The organism is Streptomyces sp. AK010, from assembly GCF_014207295.1.
In the GTDB taxonomy this organism is placed as follows: domain Bacteria; phylum Actinomycetota; class Actinomycetes; order Streptomycetales; family Streptomycetaceae; genus Streptomyces; species Streptomyces massasporeus.
Genome location: NZ_JACHCX010000001.1, coordinates 165,700 through 177,602 on the forward strand (window position 1 = coordinate 165,700; position 11,903 = coordinate 177,602).

The 11,903-nt window shown below is 72.1% G+C and carries 12 protein-coding genes; 6 read left to right on the forward strand and 6 right to left on the reverse strand.

Going from position 1 to position 11,903, the window contains the following annotated elements:
* The first annotated feature begins 212 nt into the window (after positions 1-212).
* A complete protein-coding gene (locus HDC93_RS00780; protein ID WP_030840645.1) occupies positions 213-557 on the forward strand; it encodes a cupin domain-containing protein in 345 nt (114 codons plus the stop codon).
* Between the two features lie 13 nt (positions 558-570).
* On the opposite strand, the gene HDC93_RS00785 is transcribed toward HDC93_RS00780, so the two are convergent.
* Positions 571-1,569, reverse strand: coding sequence for a LacI family DNA-binding transcriptional regulator (locus HDC93_RS00785; protein ID WP_185006136.1), 999 nt, complete (start codon positions 1,567-1,569; stop codon positions 571-573).
* Between the two features lie 111 nt (positions 1,570-1,680).
* On the opposite strand from HDC93_RS00785, the gene HDC93_RS00790 reads away from it, so the two are divergent.
* Positions 1,681-2,844 carry a Gfo/Idh/MocA family protein gene (locus HDC93_RS00790; RefSeq protein WP_185006138.1) on the forward strand — a complete coding sequence of 388 codons (1,164 nt, stop codon included), beginning with the start codon at positions 1,681-1,683 and terminating at the stop codon, positions 2,842-2,844.
* 418 nt (positions 2,845-3,262) lie between these two features.
* Here HDC93_RS00790 and HDC93_RS00795 read toward each other — a convergent pair whose 3' ends face one another.
* Positions 3,263-3,790, reverse strand: a complete 528-nt coding sequence (locus HDC93_RS00795) for a TMEM175 family protein (RefSeq protein ID WP_311774457.1) — start codon at positions 3,788-3,790, stop codon at positions 3,263-3,265.
* A 63-nt stretch (positions 3,791-3,853) separates the two neighbouring features.
* Complete coding sequence (locus HDC93_RS00800) at positions 3,854-4,885, reverse strand: LacI family DNA-binding transcriptional regulator (protein ID WP_185006140.1); 1,032 nt, start codon at positions 4,883-4,885, stop codon at positions 3,854-3,856.
* 108 nt (positions 4,886-4,993) lie between these two features.
* On the opposite strand from HDC93_RS00800, the gene HDC93_RS00805 reads away from it, so the two are divergent.
* Genes HDC93_RS00805 through HDC93_RS00820 form a run of 4 tightly spaced genes read left to right on the forward strand, consistent with a single transcriptional unit; the run spans position 4,994 to position 9,005 of the window.
* On the forward strand, positions 4,994-6,151 hold the full coding sequence (locus tag HDC93_RS00805; protein WP_185006148.1) for a phytanoyl-CoA dioxygenase family protein: 1,158 nt from the start codon (positions 4,994-4,996) through the stop codon (positions 6,149-6,151).
* Positions 6,152-6,160: 9 nt separating this feature from the next.
* Complete coding sequence (locus HDC93_RS00810) at positions 6,161-6,937, forward strand: SDR family oxidoreductase (RefSeq protein WP_185006150.1); 777 nt, start codon at positions 6,161-6,163, stop codon at positions 6,935-6,937.
* Positions 6,938-6,987: 50 nt separating this feature from the next.
* Positions 6,988-7,992, forward strand: a complete 1,005-nt coding sequence (locus tag HDC93_RS00815; RefSeq protein ID WP_185006152.1) for a Gfo/Idh/MocA family oxidoreductase — start codon at positions 6,988-6,990, stop codon at positions 7,990-7,992.
* Positions 7,989-9,005, forward strand: coding sequence for a Gfo/Idh/MocA family protein (locus HDC93_RS00820; RefSeq protein WP_185006154.1), 1,017 nt, complete (start codon positions 7,989-7,991; stop codon positions 9,003-9,005). Before HDC93_RS00815 ends, HDC93_RS00820 begins: the two co-directional genes overlap by 4 nt.
* 44 nt (positions 9,006-9,049) lie before the next feature.
* On the opposite strand, the gene HDC93_RS00825 is transcribed toward HDC93_RS00820, so the two are convergent.
* From HDC93_RS00825 to HDC93_RS00835, 3 genes are read right to left on the reverse strand one after another with little or no spacing between them, the layout of a single operon-like run.
* Positions 9,050-10,069 carry a Gfo/Idh/MocA family protein gene (locus HDC93_RS00825; protein WP_185006156.1) on the reverse strand — a complete coding sequence of 340 codons (1,020 nt, stop codon included), beginning with the start codon at positions 10,067-10,069 and terminating at the stop codon, positions 9,050-9,052.
* An 18-nt stretch (positions 10,070-10,087) separates the two neighbouring features.
* Positions 10,088-10,990: a sugar phosphate isomerase/epimerase gene (locus HDC93_RS00830; protein ID WP_185006158.1), complete on the reverse strand. Its 903-nt coding sequence runs from the start codon at positions 10,988-10,990 to the stop codon at positions 10,088-10,090.
* 1 nt (position 10,991) lies between these two features.
* A complete protein-coding gene (locus HDC93_RS00835) occupies positions 10,992-11,903 on the reverse strand; it encodes an ATP-binding cassette domain-containing protein (protein ID WP_185006160.1) in 912 nt (303 codons plus the stop codon).

The window sequence follows — 11,903 nt, forward strand, 5'->3', positions numbered from 1 at the left end:
CCCGACCAGGGCATAGGGGTTGAGACAGACATGGCCTCCGTCGACGGCGGCGCGGCCGTGCCGGGCCGACCGGATCGACACGGTCGCGCAGATCGCCGTCCGGGCGCTGTCGAAAAACGAGGCCGGGGAGCGACGGAGTGTCCGCCCGCCCCCGCCGGCACCGCACACTGTGTCCAGGCCGCTCCCCCGCCGGTCAGGGCTAGGGTCGCCGCATGACGCACAGCTTCGTACTCCACATCCCCGACGCCGAGCTGGAACCCGAGCCCCTCGCGCCCGAGCAGATCGTCTCCGGGACGCCCGAGGTGACCGGGAAGGTGGTCTGGGAGTCGGAGGACGGCCGTCAGGTCCGGGGCGTCTGGCAGATCACGCCCGGCGTGGTCACCGACACCGAGGCCGACGAACTGTTCGTCGTGATCAGCGGCTCGGCGACGATCGAGGTCGAGGGCGGGCCGACGCTCACGGTCGGGCCCGGCGACATGGCCGTCCTGCGCGAGGGCGACCGTACGACGTGGACGGTGCACGAGACCCTGCGCAAGGCGTACGCGATCAACCTCTGAGCGAGGTGCGCGATCAGGGCGGCGGGGCCGACGATCCCCGGATCTCCAGGGTGGGCGTGGCCAGTTGGACCCGGCCCGCTCCGCCGGCGCCCTCGAAGCGCTTCAAGAGGCACTGGGCCGCGCGGCGGCCGACCTCGTGGCTGGCGTTGTCGACCGACGTGAGCCACACGTGCCGCAGCCGGGCGATGCTCGTGTTGTCGTAGCCGACGACGGACAGCTCGCGCGGCACGCGCAGCCCGAGTTCCTCGGCCGCCGAGAGCACGCCGATGGCGGCGATGTCGTTGACGGCGAAGACGGCCGTGGGCCGGTCGGGGCGGCTGAGCAGCCGGACGGTCGTGCGGTAGCCGCCCTCCTCGGTCATGTCGCTCGGCTCGACCAGCACCTCGTCCGCGAGACCGTGCCGGCGCATCGTCGCCTCGAAGCTCCGGCGGCGCAGCTCGCCCACCGCTCCGTAGCCCGCGATGTGTGCGATTCGGCGGTGCCCGAGGCCGATCAGGTGCTCGGCGACCAGCAGGGCGCCCCGCTCGTCGTCGCCCGCCACGACGTCGACGCCCGGCGGGGCCGGTTCGCGGGAGCCGGCCAGCACGACCGGGATCCTCTCGGCCACTTGGCCGAGGGCCGCCGGGTCGGGCAGCGTGCCGACCACGACCAGACCGTCGACCCGCAGGTCCAGCAGCGGATCTGCGGGGTCCTGACCGGTGCGGCGGTTGAGGCGGGCGTCGGCCAGCAGCATGCGCAGGCCGTTGGCGTGCAGCAGGGAGTTCAGACCGTCCAGGAGGTCCACGAACCAGGGGTTGCGCAGGTCGTTCAGGAGGACGCCGACGGTACGGGTGCGCTGTTCGCTGAGGCTGCGGGCGGCGGCGTTGGGCCGGTAGCCGAGCTCCCGTGCGGCCCGGAGCACGGCGTCCCGCTTCTCGGGGCGCACCTGGTCGGAGCCGCGCAGCACGAGGGAGACCAGCGATTTGGAGACGCCGGCCCGTTCGGCCACGTCCCGGATCGTCGGCGCTCTCATGGGATGGACCGTTCCACGCGACGCCACGGCTTGTCAAAGGGTTGACAGCGTCGGCGAACCCCGCCAAGGGTGACCTGGACAGGTTATGGAACGGTCCAAAGAGGGGCTCTCATGGTGGACACGCTCGGCGTCGCCGTCATCGGATTCGGCTGGATGGGGCGGGTGCACACCCAGGCGTACGCGCGTGTGCGGCACCACTACCCGCAGCTTCCCCTCGTCCCGGAGCTGGTGACGGTCGCGGAGGAGGTGCCGGGGCGGGCGGAGGAGGCCGCCGCGCAGTTCGGGTTCGCCTCGACCACGCGGGACTGGCGCGAGGTGGCCGCCGACCCACGTGTGCGGGCGGTCAGCATCACCGCGCCGAACTTCCTGCACCGCGAGATCGGTGTCGCCATGGCCCAGGCGGGCAAGCACATCTGGATCGAGAAGCCGGTGGGCCTGACCGCCGAGGACGCCGGGGCGGTCGCGGACGCGGTCGCCCAGGCCGGTGTGCAGGGAGCCGTGGGCTTCAACTACCGCAACGCGCCCGCCGTGGAGGCGGCCCGCGAGCTGATCGCCTCCGGGGAGATCGGCACGGTCACCCATGTTCGCGTCCGGCTGTTCAGCGACTACGCGGCCCACCCCGAGGGCGCGCTGACCTGGCGCTACGAGCGGGAGCGGGGCGGCAGCGGGGTGCTGGGCGACCTGGCGTCGCACGGCGTGGACCTGGCCCGTCATCTGCTCGGCGACATCACGTCCCTGACGGCCGACACGGCGATCTTCCTCCCGGAGCGGGCCCGTCCCACCGGCGCCACGGCGGGCCACAGCCGCGCCGCCGGAGGCGAACTCGGCCCCGTCGAGAACGAGGACTACGTCAGCTGCCTGCTGCGCTTCGCCTCCGGGGCGCGCGGGGTCCTGGAGGCCTGCCGGGTCTCGGTCGGCGAGCAGAACAACTACGGCTTCGAGGTGCACGGCACCAAGGGCGCCGTGATCTGGGACTTCCGCCGCATGAACGAGCTCGGCGTCAGCCGGGGCACCACCTACCAGGACCAGTCCGTCACCACCGTCCATGTCGGCCCGGGCCACGGGGAGTTCGCGGCGTTCCAGCCGGGCGCCGCGAACGCCATGGGGTACGACGACCTGAAAGTCATCGAGGCGTACCGCTTCCTGAGGTCGGTCGCCGAGGGCACCCCGCACGGAGCGACGCTCGCGGACGCCGTGCACAGTGCGGCCGCGCTGGACGCGATGGCGCGGTCGGCGCAGAGCGGGAGCTGGGCCGAGGTGACGGGGCGGGGGTGAACGGGCCGAGGTGACGGGGCGGGGTTGAACGGGCCGAGGTGACGGGGCGAGGGTGAACGGGCCGAGGTGACGGGGCGAGGGTGAACGGGCCGAGGTGACGGGGCGAGGGTGAACGGGCCGAGGTGACGGGGCGGAGGTGAACGGGCCGAGGTGACGGGGCGGAGGTGAACGGGCCGAGGTGACGGGGCGGAGGTGAACTGGCCGAGGTGACGGGGCGGAAGTGACCCCCGCCCTCCCCGGCCCGGGCTCGGGCGTGATTCCCACCTCCCCGGCCCGGGCTCGGGCGTGATTCCCACCTCCCCGGCTTGGGCTCGGGCTCGGGCGTGCCGCCGCCCTCAACCCGAGCTCTGAAGCTTTCGGCCCAGATAAACCTTCACCGGCACGAGGGCGAGCCACATCCACATGATCCTCGGGCCCGTCACCAGGACCAGCGGGACGTGGCGAGGAATACCACCACCGACGTGGCGCTGTCGAGGAGGTACAGCCTGGTCGCCGCCTCGCAGGGCCTGTCGTGGCGCAGCCAGGGGCGCCTCGCCAGGACGGCGGCCACCGCGAGGTGGCAGGCGCCCAGCGCGGCGACGGCGCCCGCGTAGACGGCGACCGACACGGACTGCGCGCCGTACTCGGCGAGCAGCCGCGTCGGGAACGGCACCAGGGCCGCGACGCCGAGGCCGACCATCGAGAGGCCGATCACCTGGCCGTCGATCTCCCGGACGTCCTGGAAGATCCGCCGGTGGTCACGCCAGAAACTCCCCAGCACCACGACGCTCAGCGCGTACGCCCCGAGGTCCGGGAGCAGCTCGCCCAGGGCCCGGCGGTAGGCGGCGGGGTCGAGCTCCCGGGGCACGGAGAGATCCAGGACGAGCAGGGTGATGGCGATGGCGAACACACCGTCGACCAGGGTCACCAACCGCTCGGGGCCGCCGTCCGGGCGCGAGGTCCACATGCGCCCGACGGTAGGGGCCGGCACGCGGCTCCTCCCGGACCCACGCCCGGCATCGCCCGCGGATCACACGGCCGCCTGCGGGGGCATGTTGTACGGCGTCACCACCTGGATCGCCGACGGCAGGGTCGGCCCCGCCGGCGGCAGCGCGTCGTGGGCGCGCATCACGGTGTGGCAGGCCTCGCGCACGTCCTGGCGCAGGTCGTGGTGGAGCACGGCGGACAGCCGGTGCTCGCGCAGCAGACGGGTGTTGTCCTGGTCGAGGTCGTGCGCGACGAACACCGCGCACTCGCGCCCGAGGTCGTCGAAGGCCCGCAGCGTGGCGATGTTGCCACCGCCGATCGAGTACACCGCGCGGATGCCGGGGTCGCGTTCCAGAGCGGCCCGGACTAGGTCGTACTGGGTGGCGTCCAGCCCCTGTCCCTCGGCGATCTCGACCAGCGTGCGCTCGGGGTGGCGGGCGCGCATGGCGCTGCGGAAGCCCATCTCACGCTCCTCCTCGTTGCGGAAGAAGCCACTGCTGAGGCTGGTCAGGATGTTGCCCGGGCGTTCCCCCAGCCACTGGCCCATCAGATACGCCGCCGTCGCACCCGCGGCCCGGTCGTCTATGCCGACGTAGGCGAGGCGGGCGCTGGCCGGCAGGTCGGTCACCAGGGTCACGACCGGCACCCCGGCGGCTTCGAGCCGGCCGACCGCGGCGGTCACCTCGGGGACGTCCGGGGCCTTGAGGATCACGCCCTGCGAGCCGCGCCGGGCGATCCGGTCCAGGATCCGTACGAGTTCCCCGGCCGGGCCGGTCTGGCGGAAGTGGAAGCGGGAGCGCAGGACCGCCGGACGCAGCGACGGCAGCTCGGCCTCCAGGGCGGCGCGGATCGCCGTGGTGAAGCGCTCGGGTGCCTGCATCACGATGTCGACCATGAAGGTCCGGCCGACGAGTCGCACCTGGGTGCGCTGCCGGTCGAGATCGGCGATGGCCTGGCGGACCTCCCGTGCGGTGCTCTCGCGCACGCCTCCCCTGCCGTTCAGCACCCGGTCGACGGTCGCCTCGCTCAGGCCCGCCTGACGTGCGATCTCCCGGATCGGGAACGGGTGGCCCATACGCCGGCTCCTTGAGGGGTTTTTGATGGCTCGCTGCTGGTTGTTCGAGGGGTTTGTACTGACAAGAATGACAGGGCTGCGTCGCTCCGTGACCCTGAAGGGACGACGATGTCCTTCACTTCCGTACACCACCGTGCCTGGCTGTCCGAACAGGACTGCGATCTCGACGCGTTCCGCGCGCTGGTCGAGCAGGCCACCGATCCCGCCGACTATCCGCACGCCTCCGCCGTGGAGCGGAACGTGCTCGTCTACGACTGCGGCCTGCTCGAAGGCGACCGGGTGGTCCAGGCCGAGCTGGTGCGGGCGCTCGCCGACGGGCCCGGCATCGTGGTCTTCCGCGGCGCCTTTCCCGATCCCCGCGTCGTGGACCGGGCCACCGACGTGTTCGAGGCGCTGATCGCCGAGCAGCGCGCCTCGGGTGCGGCTTCCGGTGACCACTTCGCCCGACCGGGCGCCAACGACCGGGTGTGGAACGCGCTGGAGAAGGCGGCCCTCTACGACCCCGAGGCGTTCGCCGACTACTACGCGAACGACATCCTGGCCCTGGTGGCCACCGCCTGGCTCGGCCCCGCCTATCAGGTGACCTCCCAGCTCAACGTGGTCAACCCGGGTGGCGCCGCCCAGACCGTGCACCGCGACTACCACCTGGGCTTCCTGTCGAACGAGGTCGCCGCCGCCTATCCGGCGCAGGTGCACCGCCTCTCCCCCGTGCTGACGCTCCAGGGCGCGGTCGCGCACTGCGACATGCCCGTGGAGTCCGGGCCGACGATGTACCTGCCGCACTCGCAGAAGTACGAGCCGGGCTATCTCGCCTGGCGGCTCCCACAGTTCCGGGCGTACTTCGACGCGCACCAGGTGCAGCTGCCGCTCGCCAAGGGCGACGCCGTGTTCTTCAACCCGGCCCTTTTCCACGCCGCCGGCACCAACCGCTCCGCGGACATCCGGCGCATGGCCAACCTGCTGCAGGTGTCGTCCGCGTTCGGGCGGGCGATGGAGACGGTGGACCGGGAGGCGGTGGCCAACGCGGTGTACCCGGTCCTCCTCGAGCGCAAGGCCGAAGGCGCCGACCAGGTGTGGCTGGACAACGTGGTCGCGGCGAGCGCCGAGGGCTACCCCTTCCCCACCAACCTCGACAGCGACCCGCCGGTCGACGGCCTGGCCCCGCCCTCGCAGGCGGACCTGGTGCGGCGCGCGCTGCGCGAGGGATGGACGCCGGAGGCGCTCCGATCGGAGCTGCGGGCCGGTGCCGAACGGCGAGAGAGCTGAGGAATTTCGATGGGACTTCTCGACGACAAGGTCGTCCTGGTCAACGGCGGCAGCCAGGGGGTCGGCGCGGCCATCGCGCGGGCCGCGGTCCGCGAGGGGGCGGACGTGGCCGTCACCGGGCGGCGCCCGGAGCCCGGCGAGGCGCTGGTGGAGGAGCTGACCGCCGCCGGCGGCAAGGCCCTGTACGTCCGGGCCGACCTGTCGGACGCCGAGCAGGCCAAGGCCTCCGTGGCCCGGGTCGTCCAGACGTACGGCCGGGTCGACTGCCTCGTGAATTCCGCCGGCCTGACGTCCCGGGGAACGCTGCTGGACACCACGCCCGAGCTGTTCGACCAGCACATCGGGATCAACCTCAAGGGCCCGTTCTTCGCGATGCAGGCGGCGGTCGCGGACATGGTGGGGCGCGAGGCGCCCGGCACGATCGTCAACATCATCACGTCGTCGGCGCACGGCGGGCAGCCGTTCCTCGCGCCCTATGTCGCCGCCAAGGCAGGGCTGATCGGCGTGACCCGCAACGCCGCGCACGCACACCGGTGGGACCGGGTCCGGATCAACGGCCTGAACATCGGCTGGACCGCGACGGAAGGCGAGGACGCCACCCAGAAGGCCTTCCACGGGGCCGGGGACGACTGGCGTGACGAAGCCGCCGCGAAGCTGCCCATGGGCAAGCTCGGCCAGCCGGACGAGATCGCCGACTTCGTGGTCTTCCTGCTGTCGGACCGGTCCGGGGTGGTCACCGGGTCGGTCATCGACTGGGACCAGAACGTGCTCGGTGGACTCGACTGAGCCCTCTCCGCAAGCAACAACCCTCCCCCTCCTCTAGGAGCAACACCCCCATGCGTATCGGAATCCTCGGCCTCGGCCGCATCGGCGCCTTCCACGCCGAGACCCTCTCCGGACTCGACGCCGTCGACTCCCTCGTCGTCACCGACCCGTTCGCGGACGCCGCCAAGGCCGCCGCCGAGCGGTTCGGGGCCGATGTCGTGGACTCGCCGGAGGCCCTGCTGGCCGCCGGTGTGGACGGCATCGTCGTCGCGGCCGCGACGGATGCCCACCCGGCGCTGATCCTGGCCGGTGTCGAGGCCGGCGTCCCCGTCTTCTGCGAGAAGCCCGTCGCCAGGACCATGGCCGAGGGTGTCGAGGTGCTCAAGGCCGTCGCCGGCCGGGACGTGCCGATCCAGATCGGCTACAACCGCCGCTTCGACGCGGGGTTCGTGGGCGCCCGCGCCGCCGTGCAGAGCGGTGAGCTCGGCACGCTGCACACGGTCCGCTCGACCACGCTGGACCCGGCGCCGCCACCGGCCGCGTACATCGCCGCCTCCGGCGGCATCTTCCGAGACTGCTCGGTGCACGACTTCGACATCATCCGCTGGGTGACCGGCCGCGAGGTGACCGAGGTCTACGCCGTCGGCGGCAACCGCGGCGCGGACTTCATCAAGGAGGCCGGCGACGCCGACACCACCGGCGCGATCCTCACCCTCGACGACGGCACCATCGCGGTGGTGTCCAACTCCCGCCACAACGCCCGTGGTTACGACGTCCGCATGGAGATCCACGGCTTCCAGGACTCCATCGCCGTCGGCCTGGAGGACAAGCTGCCGCTGCGCTCGGTCGAGCCCGGGGTGACCTTCCCGGCCGGCACGCCGCACGACTTCTTCATGGACCGCTTCACCGACGCCTACCGCGCCGAACTGACCGCGTTCACCGAGGTCGTCGCCGGCACCCGCCCCTCCCCCTGCACGATCGAGGACGCCCTGGAGGCGGGCTGGATCGCCGACGCGTGCACCCGGTCCCTGCGCGAGCACCGTCCCGTGACGATCGAGGAGGTACGGCAGGCATGAGCGAGACGGGCCGGGAACCCCTGCGCATCGGTGTGCTGGGAGCCGCGCGGATCACCGAACGCTCCCTGATCGACCCGGCCCGGGCGACCGGCCACCGCCTCGTCGCGGTGGCCGCCCGCGACCGCGCCCGCGCCGAGGCGTTCGCCGCCGGGCACGGGGTGGAGCGGGTGGCGTCCTCGTACGCCGAACTGATCGCCGATCCCGAGGTCGACGTCGTCTACAACCCGCTCGCCAACGGCCTGCACGGCCCGTGGAACCTGGCCGCCCTCGCGGCCGGCAAGCACGTGCTGTCGGAGAAGCCGTCGGCGAGCAACGCCGCGGAGGCGGCCGAGGTACGGCAGGCCGCCGAGAAGGCCGGGACGGTCTTCATGGAGGCCTTCCACTACCTCTTCCACCCGGTCACCCGGCGCCTCCACGAGCTGCTGGCCTCGGGCGAACTCGGCGAACTGCGCCACGTCGAGGTTATGGTCGCCATCGCCGCACCGCCGGACACCGACCCGCGCTGGTCCCTGCCACTGGCCGGCGGCGCCCTGATGGACCTCGGCTGCTACAGCCTGCACGCGCTGCGGATGCTCGCCCCCTGGGCGGGCGGCGCACCGCGCCTGGCCGCGGCCCGGGCCGGGGAACGCGCGGGCGCGCCCGGGGTCGACGAGTGGCTGGACGCCGATCTGGAGTACCCCGGCGGCGCGACCGGCTCGGCCCGCTGCCACATGGCCCACGACGGGCTGGACATGAGCATCCGGATCGTCGGCTCCCGGGGCGAGGCGACGGCCCCGAACTTCGTCCTGCCCCAGCTGGACGACCGCGTCGTGGTCCGCACCGCGCAGGGCGAGCGCACGGAACGCCTCGGCACCCGCTCGTCGTACACCTACCAACTGGAGGCGTTCGCGGCCCGGGTGCGGGGCGGTGCTCCGCTGCCGCTGGACGCGGACGACGCGGTGACGGCGATGGAACTGATCGACGCGTGTTACCGGCGGGCCGGGCTGGAGCCCCGGCCACGCAGCGGTATCTGAGGCATGCCGGGAGGGGCCCGGGGCGGTGGTCCCGGGCCCCTCTCTCACGCGTACAGTGCCGGCTTCGCCGCCAGCTCGATCTCCACCCGGCCGCCGTCCTCCAACGCCCGCACCCCCGCCTCGCACACCGCCGCCGCGGCGTAGCCGTCCCAGGTGCTCGGGCCGGTGACCTCGCCGCGGCGGGTGGCGTCGATCCAGGTCTGGATCTCGTGGTCGTAGGCCGTCTCGAAGCGTTCGGTCCAGTCCTGGGCGATGGTGCCGCCCCAGCGGCCGGCCATGTTGGTGACCAGGGCGTGGCCGTCGCCGATGCGGGCGGTGCCGCGTTCGCACACCACCTCGGCCTGCACCTGGTAGCCGAAGCCGCAGTTGACGAAGATCTCGACGTCGCTGAGGGCCCCGCCGTCGGTCTCGAAGACGACGAACTGGGGGTCCTGAAGGGCGTCCGGGGCGCTGGCCGAGGGGGTGGGGCGCAGCACCGTGACGGCTGTGATCTCGTGGCCCAGCAGCCAGCGCGTCGCGTCGGCCTCGTGGGCGACGGAGTCGCTGATCAGCATGGAACTGGTGAAGAAGGGCGGACTGGCGACGTTGCGGTGCCGGTTGTGCAGCATGAGCGGACGGCCCAGCTGACCCGTCGTCAGCAGGGCCTTCAGCTTGGCGTACTCGGGGTCGTAGCGGCGCATGAAGCCGACCTGGACGCGGCGGTGGCCGAGGCGCTGTTCGGCTTCGAGGACGCGCAGCGCGGACGCCGCGTCGGGGGTGAGCGGTTTCTCGCACAGGACGGGCAGATCGTGCTCGAAGGCGGCGAGGAGGGTGGCCTCGTGTGCCGGGCCCGGGGAGGCGATCAGGACGGCGTCCACGTCGGGCGCCGTCATCGCGGCAGCCGGGTCGGTGTAGGCGGTGCAGCCGTCGACACGGGCGGCGACGGCCTTCGCGCGCTCCGCGTCGACGTCCACGACGGCCGCCACCCGTGCTCCGCTGGTGACTTCGTGGATGCGGCGCACATGGTCGGCGCCCATCCTTCCGGTACCGATGACCGCGACTCCCAGAGGGGCACGCTCCGTCATGGCCGTCCTTTCGGGTCGTCAGGCCCCGCAGGACCTCAGGAACTTGCGGGTGCGCACCGCGATCGGCAGCGGCTTGTCCGGCTCACAGGGGTACATGTCCTGCTCGACGATGGCGAAGAGGTCCACGCCCAGCTTCTGTGCGGCCGTCAGGACCGGGCCCAGCTCCGGGACACCGGCGGGCGGTTCGCACATCACTCCGCGCGCGACGGCCGGGCCGAACGGCACCTCGTTCTTCACCACGTCGGCGAGGATCTCCGGGTCGACCTGCTTGAGGTGGAGGTAGCCGATGCGCTCGCCGTACGTCTCGATCAGCTTGACGCTGTCGCCGCCGCAGTAGGCGTAGTGCCCGGTGTCCAGGCAGAGGTTGACGGCGTCGGAGTCGGTCGAGTCGAGGAACCGCTCGACGTGCTCCTCGGTGTCGATGTGGGTGTCGGCGTGCGGGTGGACGACGATGTCCAGGCCGTACGTGTCCTTCACCTCGCGGCCGAGGCGCTCCATGCCCGTGGTGAGGTTGCGCCACTGCTCGGTGGTGAGCTCCGGCGCCTCCAGGATCTCCGCGGTCTTGTCGTCGCGCCAGAAGGACGGGATGACGACGAGGTGCTTGGCATCCATGGCCTGGGTGAGGGCGGCGACCCGGCTGACCTGCTCCCAGGTGGAGTCCCACTCGGAGGGGCCGCGGTGCAGTCCGCAGAAGATGGTGCCGGCGGAGACCTTCAGGTTCCGCTTGGTCACCTCGTCGGTGAGCCGGGCCGGGTCGGTCGGCAGGTAGCCGTACGGACCGAGTTCTATCCAGGAGTAGCCGGCCTCGGCGACCTCGTCGAGAAAGCGTTCCCAGGGCACCTGCTGGGGGTCGTCGGGGAACCAGACGCCCCAGGAGTCGGGGGCCGAGCCGACCCGGATGCGGTCGAGCGCGTGGGCCATGTCAGGACTTTCCTTCCGAGGACGTGGCTACGGGAGCGGTGAGGTCCCCCTCTTCGGGGAGCCCTTCGACGTCGACGCCGCGGACCTGCGCCAACTCGTGCTTGAGGGAGGCCAGTTCGGTTCCGCCGGCCATGTGGTTGGTCAGCTCTTCGAGGCTGACCTCGCTGCGGGAGGCGGACAGTTCCATGGTGCCGAGGCGCAGCACGCTGAAGTGGTCGCCGACCATGTAGGCGTGGTGCGGGTTGTGGGTGATGAAGATGACGCCGAGGCCCTTCTCGCGGGCGGCGGCGATGTACTTCAGCACCACGCCGGACTGCTTGACGCCGAGTGCGGCGGTCGGCTCGTCCAGGATGAGGACGCGGGCGCCGAAGTAGACGGCGCGGGCGATGGCGACGCACTGGCGCTGGCCGCCGGAGAGCGTGCCGATGGGCTGCTCCAGGTCGTCCAGGACGATGCCCATGTTGCGCAGTTCCTCGTCCGCGGTCCTCTTCATCGTCTCGATGTCGAGGCGGCGCACGGGCCAGGGGCCCTTGGTCATCTCGGAGCCGAGGAAGAAGTTGCGCCACACCGGCATCAGCGGGACGACCGCGAGGTCCTGGTAGACCGTGGCGATGCCCTTGTCGAGGGCCTCGCGCGGGGTGGAGAAGCGCACCGGTTCGCCGTCGACGAGGAACTCGCCCTCGGTGTGCTGGTGCAGTCCCGAGATGATCTTGATGAGGGTGGACTTGCCGGCGCCGTTGTCGCCGAGGACGCAGGTCACCCTGCCGGGGTGGACTTCGAGGCTCACGCCGTGCAGGGCGCGGATGTTGCCGTAGGACTTGCCGGCGTCGCGCAGTTCCACCAGGGGACGCTCGTCGGCGGGCGGGGTGTCCTTCAGGACGGCACCGTGGGTGCCCGTTTCTTTGCTGGTCAT